Origin of the sequence: Clostridium intestinale DSM 6191, from assembly GCF_900130055.1 — a bacterium.
Lineage (GTDB): Bacteria > Bacillota > Clostridia > Clostridiales > Clostridiaceae > Clostridium_T > Clostridium_T intestinale.
Genome location: NZ_FQXU01000012.1, coordinates 96,534 through 117,905, shown reverse-complemented (window position 1 = coordinate 117,905; position 21,372 = coordinate 96,534). Strand labels below are relative to the sequence as shown.

The 21,372-nt window shown below is 27.7% G+C and carries 17 protein-coding genes and 1 tRNA gene; 15 read left to right on the top strand and 3 right to left on the bottom strand.

The window, feature by feature from the left end:
* Nucleotides 1-3: 3 nt before the first annotated feature.
* From pepT to BUA92_RS17630, 8 genes are all read left to right on the top strand, one after another.
* The gene (gene pepT / locus BUA92_RS17665; RefSeq protein ID WP_073021792.1) at nt 4-1,224 is read left to right on the top strand and encodes a peptidase T; all 1,221 of its coding nucleotides are present in this window, start codon (nt 4-6) and stop codon (nt 1,222-1,224) included.
* A gap of 132 nt (nt 1,225-1,356) precedes the next feature.
* Nucleotides 1,357-2,811, top strand: coding sequence for a glycosyltransferase family 39 protein (locus tag BUA92_RS17660; RefSeq protein ID WP_083553578.1), 1,455 nt, complete (start codon nt 1,357-1,359; stop codon nt 2,809-2,811).
* The gene (locus BUA92_RS17655; protein WP_073021789.1) at nt 2,771-3,682 is read left to right on the top strand and encodes a glycosyltransferase family 2 protein; all 912 of its coding nucleotides are present in this window, start codon (nt 2,771-2,773) and stop codon (nt 3,680-3,682) included. Before BUA92_RS17660 ends, BUA92_RS17655 begins: the two co-directional genes overlap by 41 nt.
* Before the next feature lie 13 nt (nt 3,683-3,695).
* A complete protein-coding gene (locus BUA92_RS17650) occupies nt 3,696-4,382 on the top strand; it encodes a response regulator transcription factor (RefSeq protein ID WP_073021787.1) in 687 nt (228 codons plus the stop codon).
* Complete coding sequence (locus BUA92_RS17645; protein ID WP_073021785.1) at nt 4,372-5,718, top strand: sensor histidine kinase; 1,347 nt, start codon at nt 4,372-4,374, stop codon at nt 5,716-5,718. The genes BUA92_RS17650 and BUA92_RS17645 overlap by 11 nt, the downstream gene beginning before the upstream one ends.
* Nucleotides 5,719-5,732: 14 nt before the next feature.
* Complete coding sequence (malQ, locus tag BUA92_RS17640) at nt 5,733-7,199, top strand: 4-alpha-glucanotransferase (protein WP_073021782.1); 1,467 nt, start codon at nt 5,733-5,735, stop codon at nt 7,197-7,199.
* Between the two features lie 85 nt (nt 7,200-7,284).
* Nucleotides 7,285-8,487, top strand: coding sequence for an exonuclease SbcCD subunit D (locus tag BUA92_RS17635; RefSeq protein ID WP_073021780.1), 1,203 nt, complete (start codon nt 7,285-7,287; stop codon nt 8,485-8,487).
* Complete coding sequence (locus tag BUA92_RS17630) at nt 8,488-11,625, top strand: AAA family ATPase (protein WP_073021778.1); 3,138 nt, start codon at nt 8,488-8,490, stop codon at nt 11,623-11,625.
* 38 nt (nt 11,626-11,663) lie between these two features.
* Here the strand turns inward: BUA92_RS17630 and BUA92_RS17625 are convergent, their stop codons facing one another.
* On the bottom strand, nt 11,664-12,539 hold the full coding sequence (locus BUA92_RS17625) for a DegV family protein (RefSeq protein ID WP_073021775.1): 876 nt from the start codon (nt 12,537-12,539) through the stop codon (nt 11,664-11,666).
* Between the two features lie 181 nt (nt 12,540-12,720).
* On the opposite strand from BUA92_RS17625, the gene BUA92_RS17620 reads away from it, so the two are divergent.
* The 3 genes from BUA92_RS17620 to BUA92_RS17610 all read left to right on the top strand — a co-directional run bounded on the left by BUA92_RS17620 (nt 12,721) and on the right by BUA92_RS17610 (nt 15,439).
* The gene (locus tag BUA92_RS17620; RefSeq protein ID WP_073021772.1) at nt 12,721-13,620 is read left to right on the top strand and encodes a sensor histidine kinase; all 900 of its coding nucleotides are present in this window, start codon (nt 12,721-12,723) and stop codon (nt 13,618-13,620) included.
* A gap of 63 nt (nt 13,621-13,683) precedes the next feature.
* Nucleotides 13,684-13,760, top strand: a tRNA-Arg gene (locus BUA92_RS17615).
* Between the two features lie 536 nt (nt 13,761-14,296).
* A complete protein-coding gene (locus tag BUA92_RS17610; protein WP_073021770.1) occupies nt 14,297-15,439 on the top strand; it encodes a hypothetical protein in 1,143 nt (380 codons plus the stop codon).
* A gap of 240 nt (nt 15,440-15,679) precedes the next feature.
* On the opposite strand, the gene BUA92_RS17605 is transcribed toward BUA92_RS17610, so the two are convergent.
* Nucleotides 15,680-16,813 (bottom strand): helix-turn-helix domain-containing protein, encoded by a 1,134-nt coding sequence (locus BUA92_RS17605; protein ID WP_073021768.1) that lies wholly within the window; start codon nt 16,811-16,813, stop codon nt 15,680-15,682.
* A gap of 382 nt (nt 16,814-17,195) precedes the next feature.
* On the opposite strand from BUA92_RS17605, the gene BUA92_RS17600 reads away from it, so the two are divergent.
* The 3 genes from BUA92_RS17600 to BUA92_RS17590 all read left to right on the top strand — a co-directional run bounded on the left by BUA92_RS17600 (nt 17,196) and on the right by BUA92_RS17590 (nt 20,538).
* A complete protein-coding gene (locus tag BUA92_RS17600) occupies nt 17,196-17,705 on the top strand; it encodes a JAB domain-containing protein (RefSeq protein ID WP_341413345.1) in 510 nt (169 codons plus the stop codon).
* 366 nt (nt 17,706-18,071) lie between these two features.
* Nucleotides 18,072-19,724, top strand: coding sequence for an AAA family ATPase (locus tag BUA92_RS17595; RefSeq protein ID WP_073021766.1), 1,653 nt, complete (start codon nt 18,072-18,074; stop codon nt 19,722-19,724).
* Nucleotides 19,711-20,538: an HNH endonuclease gene (locus BUA92_RS17590; protein WP_073021764.1), complete on the top strand. Its 828-nt coding sequence runs from the start codon at nt 19,711-19,713 to the stop codon at nt 20,536-20,538. Before BUA92_RS17595 ends, BUA92_RS17590 begins: the two co-directional genes overlap by 14 nt.
* A gap of 122 nt (nt 20,539-20,660) precedes the next feature.
* On the opposite strand, the gene BUA92_RS17585 is transcribed toward BUA92_RS17590, so the two are convergent.
* On the bottom strand, nt 20,661-20,909 hold the full coding sequence (locus BUA92_RS17585) for a hypothetical protein (RefSeq protein WP_073021761.1): 249 nt from the start codon (nt 20,907-20,909) through the stop codon (nt 20,661-20,663).
* Nucleotides 20,910-21,034: 125 nt separating this feature from the next.
* On the opposite strand from BUA92_RS17585, the gene BUA92_RS17580 reads away from it, so the two are divergent.
* A complete protein-coding gene (locus tag BUA92_RS17580) occupies nt 21,035-21,370 on the top strand; it encodes a helix-turn-helix domain-containing protein (RefSeq protein ID WP_073021759.1) in 336 nt (111 codons plus the stop codon).
* The last annotated feature ends 2 nt before the right edge of the window (nt 21,371-21,372 follow it).

Sequence of the window (21,372 nt, the reverse complement as noted above, 5' to 3'; positions counted from 1 at the left end):
ATTATGAAAAAGGTTCAAGATAGATTTTTAGAATATGTAAAAATTAATACAACAGCTGATGAAAGTACAGGCACAACTCCAAGTTTTGAAGGTGAGTTTGACTTAGCTAAAATTTTAGTTGAGGAATTAAAAACTTTAGGTCTTAAAAATGTAGAAATGTGTGAACATGGTTATGTGTATGCTACTTTAGAAAGCAATATAGATAAAAAAGTACCAGTAATAGGATTTATTGCGCATATGGATACATCTCCAGATATGACAGGTAAAAACGTAAATCCTCAAATAGTTGATTACAAAGGCGGAGATATAATATTAAACAAAGAAAAAAATGTAGTATTATCTCCAAAAAACTTCCCAGAGCTAAAGCTTTATGAGGGAAAAACATTAATAACTACAGATGGAACTACTCTTTTAGGTGCTGATGATAAAGCTGGAATAGCAGAAACCATAACAGCAATAGAATATTTGATAGAACATCCAGAAATTAAGCATGGAGAAATAAGAATAGCATTCACTCCAGATGAGGAAATAGGAGAAGGAACTAAATTCTTTAATGTAGAGAAATTTGGAGCTAAATATGCCTACACTATGGATGGTGGAAGAATAGGTGAACTTGAATATGAAAACTTTAATGCTGCAAGTGCTAAGGTAGTGGTTAAAGGAAGAAATGTTCATCCAGGATATGCATTTAATAAGATGATTAATTCTATGACTGTAGCTATGGAATATGCAGATCTTCTACCTAAACATCAAGTTCCAGAAAAAACAGAAGGTTACGATGGATTTTATCATTTAGTAGGAATAGAGGGTGGAGTAGAGGAAACTACTTTAACTTATATAATAAGAGACTTTTCTCTTGAGATATATAAATCAAGATTAAAGGTATTAGAAGAAAAACAGCATGCTATAAACAGCAAATATGGAATGGAGCTAGTAAACATAGAGATAACAGAAAGTTATAGAAACATGAAAGAAAAAATAGAGCCTGTTATGTTTGTAGTAGATCATGCTAAGAAGGCTATGGAAAGAGCTAGAGTTAAAGCTGATATAAGACCTATAAGAGGTGGTACAGATGGAGCTAGACTATCATTTATGGGAGTACCAACACCTAATATATTTGCTGGGGGAGAAAACTTCCATGGTAAGTATGAATATGTTCCTATAGAGTCTATGGAAAAGGCTGTGGAAGTTATAATAAATTTAGTTCAGATATATTGTGAGTAAATTTAGAGGATATTGCAAAGTGTTGCAATATCCTTTTTTAAATGATTAAATTACTTCCTTCATAAAATCTTCATTATTTCTCAAATAGTTTCTTGAAATATAGTAGCTATCATAGAAATTGGTGGTGGTTATATGGATAAAATATTTTCTAATTTAATAAATAAATGTTTAAAGGTATTAATGTGTTTAACTCTTATAGTAGTAGCTGGATCATTTTTGGTGTATTGGATTAAGTATGAATCCTTGAACTTAAAAATACTTATAGTTTTTTCTATAACAACAAGTTTATTTTTAATTTCTGTTAAAAAGGGATTTAATAATAGAGTTATGGTAGTAGGATTAATTATTTTTGCTTTTTTATTAAGATTATTATGGGTACTTTCAATCGATAGCCTTCCAACGTCAGATTTTCAAGGCATGTATGAAAGAAGTGAGCTTTTTCTAAAGGGTGAATATTATATATTTAAAGGAGATAACTATTATGCAAGATTTCCTCATCTAACTATTCCTGTCCTTTATTATGCTTTTATAATGTATATATCTCCTATTCCATTAGTTACACTTAAATTAATTAATGTAATTAGTTCAACAATAGGTGTTTTTATATGTTACTTAATAGGAAAAGAAGTATTCAATAGTTATAAAAAAGCTATATGCGTAGGATATGTATCAGCTATTTATCCGGCTACTATAAGCTATACAGCAACTTATTGCCCAGAAAATATTGCAATAACATTTTATTTATTAAGTTTATATTTATTTATCTTAGTAATGAAAGATAAAAAATCTAAAAAATATTTATTGTTATCAGGTTTAGTTTTATTTTTAGGTAATTTATTTAGAATGGTAGCATCTGTTGTTATTATAGCTTATTTGATCTATATAGTAATTTATTTTAAGAAACAAATTAAAGATAGACTTGTAGCTGGAGTTTGTATATTACTTTCTTTTATAATTCCATTAATAATAATAAGCAATATATTGAAGTATAAGGGCATAACTGAATATGATCTGTGGAAGGGGAGTGAGTCTAATTGGACATCTATATTAAAAGGTTCTAATATGAATAGTTTTGGAAGATGGAATGAGGAGGATGCTAAATTAGTTGATTCTTATAACGGTGATTATTATAAAACAGAGGAAGCGGCAAAAGCTATTGTGCAAAAAAGATATACTAAAGTGCCACTAATTAAGTTAATAGGATTTTTTATTGTAAAGTATACTTTTCAATGGAGAGAAGGAGATTTTGGGGGAGTTTATTGGAGTCAATATAGAGTTGGGAATAATGGAATAATTTTAGATTTAGAAGAAAATGGACAAGTATATATTCAATTAGTCTATTTAGTTTTAAATATATTAACTTATATAGGCTTATATAATAAAAAACAGCATTTAAATAATCCTATAATAAATATATTTTATATAATTTACTGTGGGTATGGATTGCTATATTTAATAACAGAATCTCAAGATAGATATTCGTTTATAGTTAGCTGGCTATTTGTTATCTTAGCATTTACAGCGTTTAATGAGGAGGTAGGAGAGGATGAGAAGTTTAATAACAATAGTAGTTCCAATGTATTGTGAAGAAAATCTAGTGTATGAGTTTTATGAGCGTTTAAAGAAAGTTATTGATAGTATCGAAATAGACTACGAAGTAATATTTGTAAATGATGGTTCAAAGGATTCTACCTTAGAAAAGCTAAAGCTTGTATGTAATATTGATAATAGGTGTAGAATAATTGATTTTTCTAGAAATTTCGGACATCAAATAGCAATAACGGCTGGAATAAATAATTCAAAAGGTGATGCAGTTATTATTATAGATGGAGATTTACAAGATCCACCAGAAGTTATACCAGATATGATTGAAAAATGGAAGCAAGGATTTGATGTGGTTTATGGTAGGAGATTAGAAAGAAACGGTGAAACTTGGTTTAAGATTACTTCAGCAAAAATTTTCTATAAGTTTTTAAGTCGTGTTTCAGAGATTGATATACCTCAAAACACTGGGGATTTTAGACTTATGGATAAAAAAGTTGTAGATTCATTTAATAGCATGGAAGAGAAGAGTAGATTTGTAAGAGGTATAGTATCATGGGTAGGTTTTAGACAGACATATGTGGATTTTAAAAGAGATGAAAGATTGAATGGATATACTAAATATTCTTTATGGAAGATGTTTAACCTTGCAGAAAATGGAATTATATCATTTTCAAGTAAACCAATAAAGTTTATAATTGTATTAGGAATTATAATAGAAATTATTTCAAACATAATGATGATAAATGGAGTACTAAATAGACTTAACAAAGAGCTTATTATAGCATCGTTAGTAATATTTTTTATAGGAATTCAAGTGATATCACTAGGCATTATAGGGTTATATATATCTAGAATATATGAAGAAAGTAAAAATAGACCGTTATATATAATTAAAGATAAAATAAATTTTTAAAAGGGTGAAGGTATTGAGTAGTAGTATTTTAGTTGTTGATGATAATAAAGATATACGAGAAATGTTAGAAATATATCTAGTCAATGAAGGATATAGAGTAATATTATCGGATGATGGATTAGACGCTATAGACAAGCTAGATAAAAATGAAGTAGATCTAATCATATTAGATATAATGATGCCTAATTTAGATGGAATTAAGGCCTGTTTGAAGATAAGAGAAAAGAATCAATTGCCTATAATGTTACTTTCTGCTAAATCAGAAGATTGTGATAAGATATTAGGATTGAATATAGGTGCAGATGATTATGTGACCAAGCCATTTAATCCAATAGAGCTTATAGCTAGAGTTAAATCTCAACTTAGAAGATATATACATTTCTCAGGAAAAGTAGAATCTAAAAATTTGATTATAGATAACCTAGAAATAAATAAGGATTCAAGAGAAGTTTTCGTTAATGGTGAGTTTGTAAGATTAACTCCATTAGAGTTTAATATTTTAGATTTACTAATAGAAAATAGAGGCAGAGTACTAAGTACTAGGCAGATATATGAAAATATATGGGATGAACCATACTATAATGATAGCAATACCATAGCTGCTCATATAAGAAACATTAGAGAAAAAATAGAATTCAATCCTAAAAATCCTGAATTTATTAAACTTGTATGGGGAGTTGGATATAAATTTGATAAATAAAATTAAGAAAATATTATTTGGAAGTTTAAATAGGAGTTTATTAATACTAAATGTAATAGCAGTAGTAATAACAATATTTATGACAGTAGCATTTATAGAAAGCACAAATGGAGAAAATCCTGAAGAATTAAATAATGATGCTAATAGTGCCTATGTAGCGAGTCGATTTGTTACTAGAAATGATGAGTCCTGTGCTTACTATCTAAATGAGGTAGCGGATTTATATAACTTTAATATGGCAGTAGTAGATAAAAATGAAAAGGTACTTATGAAATCAATTAATGTGACCTATGAATATATAGATAGAGATCATCCATTCAAAGAGTTAAAAGGTAATTATTTTGGACAAATATATGATATTAGGATAGATAATGAACCATGCTATTTACATGTATGGAGGGAAACAGCTATAAAATCTACTAGAGAATATATATGGATTCTTGTAACTATTATCTTACTTATTATAGGAATAATATATCTATTAGTTTATGTTAAGGTTAAATATATTAAAAAAATTGCAAATGGAGTAGAAGTTTTATCATTGGGAGACTTAACATATAGTATTGAAGAAAGAGGAATAGATGAGCTTAATTTTTTAGCAAATAAAATAAATAACATGTCACGAAATCTTAAGAATATGATAGATAAGGAAAAAGAGGAAGAGAGATTAAAGTATGAATTAATAACTAATATATCTCATGATTTAAGAACTCCACTTACATCATTAATAGGATATCTGCAACTAATAGATAAGAAAAATGATGAAGATATAAAAAAATATACGAAGGTTTCTTTAGAAAATGCTAATAGATTAAAAAATTTAATAGATGATTTATTTGAGTATTCTAAACTTGAAAGTAAAGATTTTAAACTTAACAGGAGTAAGGTTAACGTAGTTGAGATAATAGATCAATGCTTGGGAGAATTAGAATTAGAGAGCAAAAGCGTAAATATAAGTTTTATAAAAGAGTTTTTAGAGGAAGAAATTATTTTATATATTGATCCAGACAAGATAGGTAGAGTATTTCAAAATATATTTATAAATTCAATAAAGTATAGTAAAGAAAAAACTAAGGTTAGAATAAAAATAGTACAAAGAGATAATAAGATAGAGTTCATAGTAACAAATGAATACAAGTATTTAGATAAAAATAAACTTGATAGAATATTTGATAGATTTTATAGAGGGGATTCATCTAGAAGTTTAAAAACTGAGGGCTCAGGTTTAGGATTAGCTATAGTTAAAAGTATAGTAACTTTACACAAAGGAGAAGTTTTCACAAAACAAGATGAAATCAACGAATCGCTAGAGATACATGTTGTATTAAGAAATTAAAAGGGGAGAATTTTATGGAAAGAGGCAGTGGGATAATAATGCACATTACATCTCTTCCTAATAAATATGGTATAGGAAGTTTTGGGGAAGAGGCTTTTAAGTTTATAGATTTTCTTAAAAATGCTGGTCAGAAATATTGGCAGGTACTGCCTTTAGGGCCTACGGGATATGGCGATTCACCATATCAATGTTTTTCGGCTTTTGCAGGGAATCCATATTTTATAGGGTTGGATCTTTTAGTTAAGGATGGGTTACTTAGGCTAGAGGATATAGAAAATATAGATTTGGGACAAGAAAAAGAGCGAGTAGATTATTATAAAATATTTAAAAATAAGATGGAGATTTTAAAAAAGGCTTATAAAAACAATAAAGAAAGTTTAGAAGAATTTAAACTAGAAAACAAAAATTGGATAGAAGATTATGGTTTATTTATGTCTTTAAAGAATAAATTTGATTTAAAAGCTTGGTATGATTGGGATAAAGATATTAGGTTTAGAGAAAAAGAAGCTATGGATAAATATAAAAAAGAGTTAGAGGATGAAATAGGCTACTGGATATTTCTACAATATGTATTTCATAAGCAATGGAGTTCCTTAAAAGAGTACGCTAATAGTAATGGTATTAAAATAATTGGAGATATACCTATTTATGTGGCTGGAGATAGTTGTGATGTTTGGGCAAATCATAAGATGTTTTTATTAGATGAGGAGCGTGTTCCTTTAAGGGTCGCGGGATGTCCTCCAGATTATTTTTCTGAAACAGGGCAGTTATGGGGAAATCCATTATATAATTGGGAGTATTTGGATAAAAATAATTATATCTGGTGGATTAATAGAATAAAGACGAGTTTAAAGCTATACGATGTAGTTAGAATAGATCACTTTAGAGGGTTTGAAGCTTTTTGGTCAATACCTTATGGAGATAAAACTGCTATTAATGGGGAGTGGGTAAAGGGACCAGGAATAAAATTGTTTAATAAGATTAAAGATGAACTAGGAGAGGTTAATATAATTGCTGAGGATTTAGGTCTATTAACTCAAGAAGTAATAGATTTTCTTAAGGAAACTGGATTCCCAGGCATGAAAGTACTGCAATTTGCCTTTAGTAGAGATTATGAAAGTCAATATGTTCCTCATAATCATATTAAAAACTGTGTTGTTTATACAGGAACACACGATAATGATACTTTTTTAGGATGGTTTCAGGATGAAAAAAACAAAGGTGATGTAGAATATGCTAAAGAGTATTTAAAATTAAGTGAGGAAGAGGGATACAACTGGGGATTTATAAGAGGGGCATGGAGTTCAGTTGCTGCTCTAGCTATGGCACCTTTGCAGGATTTTTTAGGATTAGATAATAATTATAGAATGAATAGGCCCTCAATTGCTGAAAATAACTGGACATGGAGAGCTGGAGAAGAACAGCTTAATGAAGATTTGGAACATAAGATTAAGAAATTAACTGAATTGTATAGAAGATGAGGAAGTTTAGAATTCTAATCGTAAGATTGGAATTCTTTTTTAAGTTTGTTAGAATAAAAATAAGAAAGTCTAATGGAGGTATATTATGAAATTTATTCATACAGCTGATTGGCATATAGGTAAAATAGTAAATGAGTTTAGCATGCTAGAAGATCAAGAGTTTATATTAAATGAACTTATAAAATTAATAGTTGAGGAGAAACCAGATGCCTTAATAATAGCAGGAGATTTATATGATAGATCAGTGCCTCCAGCTGATGGAGTGGAACTTTTAGATAAATTTTTAAGCAAAATAGTAGTAGACCTAAAAGTTCCTATTTTAGCCGTAGCAGGAAATCATGATAGTCCAGAGAGATTATCTTTTGGAAGTTCGCTTTTAAAAAATAGTGGTCTTCATATAGAAGGATTATTAGGAAAAGAGATAACCAAGGTTCCTCTAAAAGATGAGTATGGAACTGTAAATTTTTATTTAGTACCATATACTGATCCTGCTTACATAAGAGAACTTTATGAAGATAGTTCTATAAAAACTCATGAAGATGGGGCTAAAAAGATAATTGAAAATATTGAAACTCAATTAGATATAAATCAAAGAAATATACTGATAACTCATGGATATATAACAAATATGAAAAATAAAGAGCAAGAAATAACTGAAGATGGCGAAGAGGAAAGAGCTGGACTTGTTACATCATCTTCTGAGAGACCTCTATCTATAGGTGGAACAGACTTAGTATCAGCAGAAGTTTTTAATAAGTTTAACTATGTAGCGTTAGGTCATCTTCATAGACCACAAAAGGTTGGATCAGATAAGATTAGATATTCTGGATCACTATTAAAGTATTCTATCTCAGAGGCAAGACAAAAGAAAAGTGTAACTATAGTAAACATAGATTCAAAAGGAGAAGTTAATATTGAAATCAAGGAGCTTAAAGCTCTTAGAGACTTAAGAACTATTAAAGGGCCTATTGATGAAATAATATCTCCAAAAGTTTATAAAGGTACAAATACTGATGATTATGTATTTGCTATATTAACAGACGAAGGAGAACTATTAGACCCAATATCTAAGTTAAGAGCTGTATATCCTAATATAATGGGCTTAAGTAGAGAAGCCTTTGTAAATACAGAAAGTAATAGAACTTCAGCAGAAGAGGGATATAAAAGCAAAAGTAAAGAAGAATTATTTAATGAATTTTATAAAACTCTTACAGGAAAAGAGTTAGATGATGAAAGGGTAGAAGTTCTTAAAAAGGTAATAGAAGAAGTTCAAAGAGAGGTAATATAGATGAGACCAATTAAACTCGTTATGAGTGCGTTTGGACCTTATGCAAAAGAAGAGGTATTAGATTTTACTAATCTTAGAGAAAAAAATATATTTCTAATAACTGGCCCAACGGGAGCAGGAAAAACAACAATATTTGATGCCTTAAGTGTTGCCTTATATGGAGAAGCTTCTGGAAGTAGCAGAGATAAGGATAGCTTAAGGAGTGATTTTGCAGAAGATGGAATAGCTACTTATGTGGAGTTATCATTTTCTCTTAGAGGTAAAAACTATACTATAAAAAGGCATCCTCAGCAGTTTAAGAAGAAATCAAGAGGAGAAGGGTATGTTCAGAAAAGTGCTGAAGCAGAGTTAATGCTTCCTGAAGGTAAAATAGTTACTGGGGTTAAGTCGGTAGATGAAAAGATAGCTGAAATATTGGGTATAACAAGTCAACAATTTAAGCAAATAGTAATGCTTCCTCAGGGAGAGTTTAGAAGGCTATTGGAGGCAGAGAGCTTAGAGCGAGAAAAAATATTTAGAAAGATATTTGGGACAGAAGCATTTTTAATGGTTCAAAAGAACTTAGAAGAAAAAGAAAGAGAGTTAAATAAAGGAATAGCTAAAATTATAGAAGAAAGAGATGTTTACATAAGAAGTATAGACCCTGGTGAGGAAGAGTATCTTTTTGCACTAAAGGAAGCTAAGGATAAAAACTTACAAGAGATATTAGATTTAACTAAAAATTTAATAGCTAGAGATGAAGAAACGATGTGGAAGTTTAAAGCCGATATAGAGAATATTAAGCTTACTACAGAAGAGCTTCAAACCAAACTCACAAGAGCTTTAGATATAAATAAAAAATTAAAATATAAAATAGAACTTAAAGAGCACTTAGAAAAAGAAGTGTTAAAAGATGGCGAGATTAAATGCAAGGTGAAAGAGCTTGATTTGGGAAGAAAAGCTTTAGAATTAATGCCTATTGAAGAGCAGTTAATACAAAAAAATCAAACCAAGATTAATAGAGAAAAAGAATTAATAGAGAGTAGAAACATATTGGATATTAATTCTAGAAAATTAGAAGAGGCAAAGAAGGTTTTAGAGCAAGAAAATAAAAATGAAGATTTAAGAAAAAAAGTAACAGAAATAATAGGAAATCTTAAAAGCTTTGAGCCAAAGGTCATTAATTATGAGAAGAAGAAATCTAATTTAAGAGAAATAATAAGCAGAAGTAAAGATATAGAAGCAAAAAGAAGTAATGTTAAAACAGAAATAATAAATCTAAAATATGAACTTGAACAAATAGATATTACTATTAATGAAATCCAAAGGAAAGAAATATTAAAAATAAAAAAGGAGCAAGAACTAGAGATTATATTGAAGGATATAAAACTATTGCTTGAGCTTCATAATAAGTGCAGTAAATATTTTAATAAAGAATTAGAATATAAAAAAGCTTTAATAGAAATAGATGTATTAAGAAAAAATCATGAGGGATGTAACAAAGCTTATATGGAAGCTTATGATTTGTTTATAAAAGGGCAGGCAGGTATATTAGCGGAAGCTTTAGAAGAGAATAAACCTTGTCCTGTATGTGGGTCTCTGGAACATCCTAAAAAGGCATTAAAGTTTAGAGAAACACCTACAGCAGAGAAGGTAGATGAAAAGAAGCTTATACTTAATAAGTCAGAGAAAGAACTTACAGCTAAGGGAAATGATATAGCAGCTATAAAAGCATCTTTAGAGGAATTAAAAACCTCTTATATGGATAGTTATGAAAATACATCACATATAATAAAAGAAAATTTAGAAAATCTTAAAATCGAAGAGAAGTTAAATGTAATAAAATTCAAAGGTACAGAAATAAGGAATTTACAAAAGGGTTTAGAGAAGGAAATAGAGGAACTTAATACCATTATAATTACAAAAGATAGAGTTCAGAAGCAAAAGGAAGAGATAATTACTAAATTTAATGAAAAAGAAAAACAAAGAGAAAGTTTAGAAAAAGATTTTACTGAAATATATGGTGTTGTTAAATCTGAAAAAGAACTTTTATTAAATATTGAACTAGAGATACCTGAAGATAAGAGAGAACTTAATTTACTAAGAGCTGAGATAGAAAAGTATACACTTTCTCTTGAAACCTTAGAAAAAGCTTATAAAGATGCAATAAACAATTTTAGTAATTTAAGTTCTATAAAGGCATCAAGTGAGGAAAATTTAAAAGGTAAAGAGAATAATTTAAGAGAAATCATTAAGGAATTAGAAGAAAGTAAAGATAAGTTTAATGATTCTTTAAAGAAACATGGCTTTATGGATTACAATGAGTATATTAATTTAAAGAGAACTAAGCTTCAAATAGACATTTTAGATAAAGAGATAAAAGAATATAATGAAAACTTGAAATCCTTAAAAGACAGATTATTAGAAATAGAAAAAGAAACACAGGGATCGAAAGAAATAGATATAGAAATCATCAATGAAGAAATAAAGTTATTGAAAAATAAAGAAGAAGCTATAAATGAAGAAAATAGTAGAATATTCTCAAGGGTAGATAATAATAAAAAACAGTTAAATAAAATTGTAAAATTAACCGCTAGTATAGCTAAAGGAGAAAAAGAATACAGTATTATAGGTGATTTATCCAGATTAGCTAAAGGTGATAACAGTGAGAAAATTAGCTTTGAAAGATATGTCTTAGCAGCTTATTTTAATGAAATAATAAATGCTGCAAATATAAGACTTCTGAAAATGACTAGTAGAAGGTTTATGCTTAAAAGAAAAGAAAACAGAGTAAAGGGAAGTAAACAGTCAGGTTTAGAACTAGAGGTATTTGATAATTATACAGGTAAATCGAGACATGTAAAAACTTTATCTGGGGGAGAAAGCTTTAAAGCATCCTTAGCTTTAGCGTTAGGATTAGCAGATGTTGTCCAAAGCTATACTGGCGGAATAAAAGTTGATACCATGTTTATAGATGAAGGCTTCGGAAGCCTAGATCAAGAATCTTTAGATAATGCAATAAACTGCTTAATTGACCTTCAGCAAGGGGGAAGGCTAGTGGGGATAATATCTCACGTGTCTGAGTTAAAAGAAAGAATAGATGCAAGGTTAGAGGTAACTCCTGCAAAAGAAGGAAGTCATATAAGATTTAATATATGATTTATTAAAAAAGGGGCTTTAACTAGCCCCTTAAAATTTTATGGATTTCTATCATTACCTAAGAAAAATACAGTCATAGCATCTGCACCAGTATGGCTGCCTATTGCACAGCCTATATAATTTATAATAACTTCTTTTACTTTAATAGACTCTTTTAAAGATGTAGCAAGTCCCTCAGCATCCTCTAAACAATCTGCATGAGTAATAATGATTGTTTGGTTTTCTGGATTAACTATCTTTCTCTCTAGGTTATCCAGAAGCTGTTTTATTGCTTTTTTTCTTCCTTTTGCTTTAGCGATGTTTATTAATTTTCCTTCTTCATTTACATGAAGAATAGGTTTTATGTTAAGCAATCCACCAACTATAGCAGAAGTTGAAGAAATTCTACCACCTCTTCTTAAATGATTTAAGTCTTCAACAAAAAAGTAACTGTTGACCTTTAAGTAATTTTTTTCAAGCCATGTAACTAATTCTTCTTTTGTAGCTCCTTCTTGTCTTTTTTTAGCTGCAAGGTAAACTAAAAGACCGTGACCACCAGAGGCAGCTTTACTATCAAAAACTGTTATATCCGCATCAGGATATTTCTCTAATACTTCATTTCTAGCTACTAAAGAACTATTATAGGTACCACTTAGAGCGGATGAAAATGAAATATAAACTATTGCCTTATTAGCCTCTACATGTTTTTCAAACTCTTGAACAAACCTATAAGAGTTTACTTGACCAGTAGTAGGTTGTTCTCCCTCTCTAATACCTTTATAGAAATCTTTATAGGAAAGAGATTGACCACAATCTTCGATATATTCTGAACCTTTAAATAAGCATACTAGACCAATATAATTTACGTCTAAATCTTTAACTAAATCTTTAGGTAAATCACAGCCAGAATCAGTTAAGATAACATAATCTTTCATAAAATTTATCTCCTTAAGAAATTATTATTATATTGATTTTAATATAATGGGTGAAAATATTCAATTAATAACTATAATAAAATAAGTTATTAATTTTATTTGTTAAAAATTTACAAATAAAAGCATGAATGGTATAATATAGTAGACATGCGGGGGAAATTAAATTAAAATTATAATATATATGGTATATAAGATTTGTGAAGATGAGGTTTTGAAAATGGAGGAGAAATTAAAATATAGCGATTTTAATGCATTTGAAAGTATTTTAAATGATTATGAGGCTAAAATTAGTGACTTAAGACAAAAAGATTATTTAAAAGAAGAATTTATACTTAATATTTCTCATGATTTGAGAACTCATCTAAATGTGGTATTAAGTATAATGCAATTATTAAAAAATAAAGAATATTATACAAATAATAATGAAAATAAGTGGAGTGAGTATTCTAACTCAATTAAAAAAAGTTGTTATAAGATGTTAAAACTTATAAACAATTTAATTGACGTAACAAAATTAGAAAATAATTACTTCATATGCAATAAAGAAAACCTAGATATAGTCAGTTTTCTTGAAAACATAGTAACTTCAGTGGACAAGTATGCAAAAGATAAAAATATATCATTAATATTTGATACTAATGAGGAAGAGTGTATTATAGGGGTAGATCCAGAAGTAATAGATAGAATAGTTATGAATTTATTATCAAATGCAATAAAGTTTTCGCCTAAATCCTCTGAGATACTTATAACATTAGATATAGATAAAAATAGTGTTTGTATATCAGTAAGAGATCAAGGGCCAGGAATTCCTGAACAAGAAAAACAATTAGTATTTAATAGGTTCCATAAGGTTAATAAGCTATTAACTTCTGAATATGAAGGTAGTGGAATAGGTCTTAACTTAGTTAATAATCTAGTTAAAACACATAAAGGATCTATAGATATAATAAATCATAAAGATGGCTGTGAGTTTGTAGTAAAATTTCCAAGAGAATATTGTCAAGAATGTCAAACCAGAAAGAAAATATCATCAAACAACAAGGTGGAAGTTTTAGAAATAGAGTTTTCTGATATTTACTAACAGGTAACTATTGACTTTTCAAAAATGATTATGTTAATATAAGTCTTGACGTGTTTTATATCTGCGGTGGTAGCTCAGCTGGATAGAGCATTTGGCTACGGACCAAAGGGCCGGGAGTTCGAATCTTCTCCGCCGCACCAATAAAAGCCTTGCTATTGCAAGGCTTTTATTTATTTCAACTTATAAATTGTAGACATTTTGTAGACATGGTTTAATTTTAAGGCTATAAAAATAAACATTAATGGCTACACTTTTATGCAGAATAAAATATAATTCGTAACAGATAAACTTACTTTAAGTAAGTATGGAAATAGTGTGAAATTAAAATGCAGTAAAATTTTATCGGTAATTTCTAGAATAACAAGATATTAAGCTAATAGAAAAATATAAATATAATACAGTTTTTGATTAGCGTTAAAAAGTGTATATTGATAGTATTGTTGAGGATTGTCAATACTTCTCAATATAAAATTCTTTTACTAAAATATAAATAAAAGTAAATGGGTTTATGATTTTTTGTCAAATGTTATAAACTAATAATATTTTAGAAAGGATTAAAAATCAAGTACGCTATATGATAAAACACATCTTTAGTATATAGATTAATTTTATTTCACACTTATATTGAATTATATATTATTATTCAAATTTATAATATTTAGTGGAGGTAACGTTTTTGAAAAATACAATATTTGAAATAGGAAGTATGGTTGCTTTTTATATACTTTTTTTTATTATGATGTTTATTTTATTAGTTTTTAAGTCAAATTCTATGATGGTAATATTGCCGTTACTTTACTGTATATTATTCTTGGTAAGAATAATTGTTCGAAGAAAAAATTTAAAAGATCTAAACTATTTTGATTTAAATGAAAAAGGATATGTTTCAGATGCAGAAAAAAGAGGAGATCAATTAGGCGATATATTTGCAATATTAGTATTTTTATTTTTAGCTTTATCGGTAAATGAAGATTTATTTAAGGATTTTGGAAATAGTACAATTGGTATTAGCCTTTTTTGTTGTATATTTTATTTTGCAATAGCAAATGTATCAATCTCGAAAAATATGAAATTATTTAAGGTAATTGCTATATTTATGTCAACAATTCAAGGATTATTAATTTTGTTGATCGGAATAACTATAATTCTTTTATCTGTAATAAGTATAAGTGAAGGTAGAGGAATCCAATCAGTACAGAGTCTTATATCTATGTTTAATGATGAATTTATAGTATCTTTATGTTACTTTGCGGAATCTTCATTGAGGGAGATTATTTTAATTATGATAATATCAATAATTTTATATTTGGTTTTCATTATTTGTACTCCTCCATATCAATTGGAAGAACTTGCAACAGCTTTTAAGATAGTAAACTTGGTGCTTATAATACTAAGTATTTTTATTTACTTTTTTACAAATATGTCTTGGATAAGTATCCAGGAATTTATTAAAGAAATCAATATAGATACTAATTTTTACCATCTAAAATACCTAACGTTAACACATGACACTACAAAGTATTTACAATCTTTTTCTAAGAGTAACATAATTAATGCAGGATATATATTATTTCTTCCATATACGTTAGGCGCAGTTATATCTAATTTTACTATTGAAATTTTAAAGAAGTATTATACCAAAAAGGCTTCAAATACTTTAGATGAAATAATATATTTAAGAGAAAAGAATTTAATTGTTCAAGAAAGAATAAGTCTACTAGAGAAACAATATATTTTTTGGGGAGGAGATAAATATCTTTTAAAAGTTCATGATAGATTATACGATTTAGAAGTAAACAGGAAGAAAATTTTAAAATAAGAGTATTTGAAACATTTACAACGATAAATATATAATAAATAAATAAATAAATAGAAAATGAGATAGTATGTTTAGTTTCTATTATTGTTAGAAATATTAAATTAGTATAAGAGTTAGTCATAAAATAAAAACTACACTTACAATTGATATGGAGAACAGTATCATAGAAATGTATACCTTTTGTTAAAGTTTTAAGAAATCCATTACCTCTAAATTTAGAAGTAATGGATTATAATCTCTCTATTTTTTCCTTATTAATATTGGTCTTTGTGATTCAGGACGTACAACTCTAAGCGTGGTATTTAACCAAGTAAGGAGCTTAGAAGTAGTACTATTGTTATTATCTTCAATATCAAAATCAAACCCACAAAAATTTAATAACTCACAGATGTTATTTTGTCTATAAAGTGGTTTTTCATTAGTAATCAATGGATTTAACCATAACTCCCTTCCAGTTGCATCTCGTATTATTAATCGATAAACCTCTTCATCTGAATATCCTCTATTTAATCCAATGTATCCTGCATCTCTAGCTTGTGCTATAGTAGGGTAAACAATTATTTCTTGTGGATTAGGTATAAAAGCTCTATATTTTTCAATAACTCCTAAAGGGTATTTATCATTTTTATTCCATATAGAACACGTATCTTGTAATAAGACAAGGTTGTGTCTAAAAAGATATAGTCGTGCTGTGAAGTCTCTCTTAACAAAGCTTTCATCAACTAGACTTTGTCTTTTTATTAATTCAGTATTTCCTTCAGAATCAATAAAAATATTAACTACACGATTGTAAAGAATCTCTTGAATTTGTTCATCTGAATAATTAAAACTATTCAAACGCTTTGAATCTCGAAGGATTGATAGAACTTTACGAGAACCGTGTGGTCCTGTACCACCATATCCACAATTACATCCTCCAAGCCATAGTTCTTGTCCGTTTATATCTTTAATTATAAAATGTGGAGTTTCAATATAACGTAGTTCCCCTATTTTTAGTAAGTCTGAGGCTGTATAGAAATTTCCAATGGCGGCATCAATTTCATCAAAAAAAATAAAAATAGATTCAATTTGGTCAAGTTTATCAATGTTCTTTTCAAAGAATTCAATACTTTTATGTGTATTACCACTTCGATCATAGATTGGATTAAATGAGTTTTCTAAAGGTGAGATATAACCTAATTCTTTTTTCTTTTTATACGCCTCTATATCAGACCGTAGAAATAGCATACCTTGACTTGTTTGCTTTATTGGTTCTATTTCTCCAGACTTTACAATAGCTGATACCCTTTGTCTAGTTGTTTGTATAAGTTCAGCAACTTCTGATGAAGTTAGAACGTTATGTTTAATAAACTCTCTTTCATAATTACACAGCAAAATATCACACTCCTAACAATCTTTAGTACAATAATACAATTGTGCATTACGATTGTCAATGAAAATAATACTATAATAAATGAATTAAAAGAAGTGTATAAATCCGTTTTATGGAGGATTCTAGTTTGAGTTTATATTATTATAGATATAGGTTAATTTTAAAACTATAAGTTTAGAAAATCATGGCTATATTTATATATAGTATCAAATATAAATACAAATATATATTATATCCTTGGATATACCTATGCGATAGGTATACCTAATATAGTAAAGTATATAAAAAAATAATAGACTATTATAAAGTATTTTAAAGGATCAGTTGCTCTAACATAAAGAACAACTGATCTTTCTATTTTGATTAAATGAAAGGAGTTTTATGATGTCAAAACAATTATATTGTTCAGGAAAATATGAAATAAATATAGGAGATAAAAAAATTAATAATCATAGGAAAAGAATTGATATTGTATCTATAAAGATGATAAGAGAATCTAGTATGTTATACGGGATTAGAAGAATAAATCAGCCAAATGATGCAGTTGGAATAGCAAAAAGGTTCCTTGATGATGCAGATAGAGAGCAGCTATTAGTATGTAGCGTAGATATAAAGAATCAACCTACGTCCATATCGGTAGTTAGTATCGGTTCTATAAGTTCATCTATAGTACATCCAAGAGAAGTATTTAAGACAGCTATATTAAGCAATGCAGCTAGTATAATAGTGTTCCATAACCACCCATCAGGTGATATTACCCCATCAAAGGAAGATATAAATGTCACTAATAGGTTGAAAGAGGCAGGGAATATATTGGGAATAGAATTATTAGACCATATAATAATAGGAGCAGATGGGGCGTTCTGTAGCATTAGAGAAAGTGGAATGATATAGTACTTCATAAAAACTATTTGATAAAATAAAATATATCTAATAGTTTTTTAAAAAGTACATTATATAAATAAAATTTAATATAAAGTGAGCTAGATGATTAAATAACTTAAAAGAAAAGTTTATTAACTATTAATAAAATAGTAGTAATAGAATTTTATTAATGTTTAGCTAAAAATTTATCTGCATTAAATATGTAGGTGAATTTTTTTATAGTAATGAACAAAAAACTAATTAACAAATACTAAAAAATTATAGGATATAAGGGTTAATTAAAAGAATAAGGCGAAGAGGATTTAAATCTATTTACATATAAGGTATAATTAAAACATTAAAAATGAGATATTAAAGGCTTAAGAGGGATAAAGAATGAAATTCAGGCAAATAACAAGTTATTATGAGGCAAAAGAAGTTGGAGTTATTTATCTTGTTTATAGTTATTGGGACGACTATAAATATTGTACTACATTTACGGCTTACTATAAGTATGACAGCAAAAAAGAGGCTGTGGAGATCGGTACAGTAAAAATAGGATGTAAGTCTTTAGCTACAAAGGTAACAGCTAATACATCTAGCAATGGTTATCCATCCTATTCAGTTAAAGAATTAATTAGCACTAAGTCATTTACAAAATTATCTAATGAATTTTTTTCCTTAGGTCAAGATATTCAGTATTATAAAAATATTAATGAATTTCTTGGTAATAAAAATACAATATATTATGATGCATTAAAGGATATTGGATATAATATTGATAGATTCAATAGGTTATATGATAGAAATGAACCTTGTTTAATGAATTCTCTTATGAGAAACTTATATATTTCTGATGTGGAGCAATTTAATAGAATTTCAAGAGGGGGAGTAGAATTAACTAAGTATTCGTTTGCATTTAGGTATAATGAAGAAAAAATAGATATTAATGTTGTGCCTACGTCACTGCCACCAAGCAATATTCATATATTAATCGGAAGAAATGGGGTAGGTAAAACTTGGTTACTATATAACATTGCCCATAGATTAATTGAAAATATTAATTTAGGCAATATTGAATTGGAAAGATCAAAAAAATATTCAATAAGCGATAAATTTACTATTGATTGTCCGAGAAATAGTTTTGCTGGAATTATTGGGTTATCGTTTAGTGTTTTTGACGATGCCCTTCCAATTGATATTGCTAATTCAACTAATATAGATCCACAACTGATAGAGGAATTTAAGAAAGTATATAAGTATATTGGATTAATTAGCAAAAATCAAAGAAATGGTAAGTCAAAAATTAAATCTGTAGAGGATATGTCAGTTGAGTTCCTTGAAGCTTTAAATGAAATTAACAGAAATAGAAATAAAATAGAAATATATTTAGAAACATGTAAAAATTTAAATACTGATTCAATGTTCTATGATAACGGATTTATTGAATTATTAGAGGAATATTTCGAAGATAGACAAAAAAATACAATTAAATCAATAGAAGAGAATGAAGATAAAATAGATTCCAAAATATCCGATAAAGTAAAAAAATATTTTAAGAAATTAAGTTCTGGACATATGATAATAATGCTCTCATTAACATTACTAGCTGAGTCAATTCGTGAAAAAACAATTATATTAATAGATGAACCAGAAACACATTTACATCCACCACTATTATCTACATACATAAGAACACTATCATTTTTATTATTGAAGAAAAATGCTGTTGCAATCATAGCAACTCATTCTCCAATTGTTTTACAAGAGGTACCTAAAGATTGTGTTAATAAAGTAATAAGAACTGGAGAGGATATGAGTTTTGAGAGACTAATACTTGAAACATTTGCAACTAATACTGATTCATTAACTAGAGAAGTATTTGGATTAGAAGTTGTAAAAACAGGATTTTACCAATTAATTCAAAAAGAAATAGATGATACATTTGATCAAACTTTAAAAAAATTTGAAGGCAAAGTTGGTTTTCTAGGACAAGTATTAATGCAAAGTCTAGTAAGTGAGAAGAGGGATGAAAGTGAGGAAGATTAAAAAACCAAACATTAATCAAAAGGATGTATGTAGCTCATTTAAAAATTTAATGTATGAGGATAGAACATTAGAGAAATATGAAAAATATGAAGATATACTTTCAAAGTTAGAAGAAAATTATAATGAAGAAAAAACATTTGAATCACTGAACACTGGATATACAGAGTACATGAAAAAAATGTATAAAAGTAGGTTTTCAAACAAGCTATACACTAATCAATATGAGTATTATACTAAACTTAGATCTAGTCAAAAGTATTGCCCATATTGTAATTTTCATACTAGAGAAGTAAAGCAATTAGATCACTATTTACCAAAATCTAAATTCCCTTCACTATCACTTGTAGTAAAAAATCTTGTGCCAATATGTAAGGATTGTAATGAAGTAAAAGATGACTTTTTTTCTTTTGATTATTCAGAACAGTTTATTCATCCTTATTATGATGAAAAAATTGAAGATGCTTTTAAGTTTCTACAATGTGATATAATTGAGGATAAAATAATAGGTTTTAAATTTTATATAAAAAAACTAAGTCATTGGGATGACGTGTTTTTTGAAAAGGTAAAGTTTCATTTTAAGAAGTTAGAAATTGACAAGTTATATCTTTCAGATTTTAATACAGAATTTGATGTAGTATTTGACGAATTAAAAGAGATGTATAAAGAAACAAACTCTGAAGAACTAATTCGTATTAGTCTACAAAGAAAAGTAAAGGTATATGATAAAAAGAAAATTATGCCTTGGAGACATGCTGGTTTTAAAAGTCTGTTAGATAGCGATTGGTTTTTTGAAAGTTATTTTAGCAATAAATGATTAAGATATACATTATTTATAAAATATTAAAAATTTATAAATATACTTTACATGAAAAAGATGAGCTCCAATAAAGAAGCTCATCTTCTTATAATTTTAAAAATTACAAATAAAAACCTTATTTAAGAAACTTTTTTACCTATCAAAGAAAGTAATAATAAAACTACAACAATAATAATTATTATTTTTAAGTGAGACATAATGAAAGCTAGTCCGAATATAACGATTAACCATCCAAAGAAGCAACAAGCAATAAAAGTTGAGATAGCTCCTTTAAATCCCCAATATGTAACTTTAAACAATTTGTTAAAAATACTAAAACTTATACCTCCTATTAGTAAGGTGAAAAGTATTGTAAGTGTATTTGACATATGTAGTTCCCCCTAATAAAAATTTCCAATATCGATATTTATAGTATATATTAATACAAAAATAATATCAATAGTATATTGAGACTATACCTCTTGAAAGTTAAGTTTAACAAGAGGTGTATTTTATGAGTAGTTTAGTTAATGATATTGGTATTTTAATAAGGACTTTAAGAAAGCAACGCAACTTAAGTCAGGAACAATTAGCTTTTAAAGCTAATCTTCACCCTACATATATAGGGCAAGTGGAAAGAGGAGAAAAAAATATAACTATATCAAATTTGGATGTTATAGTTAAATCTTTAGATATTACTTTACAAGATTTTTTTTATTTGATTAATACATTAGAGAACAAAAAAAATATAACATTTAAAATAATTGATATATTAAAAAATATGAATTATCAAGAGCAACGAGATTTAATTAATATTATAAATAACTTGGTTGAGTGGAAGCGAAGATAAAG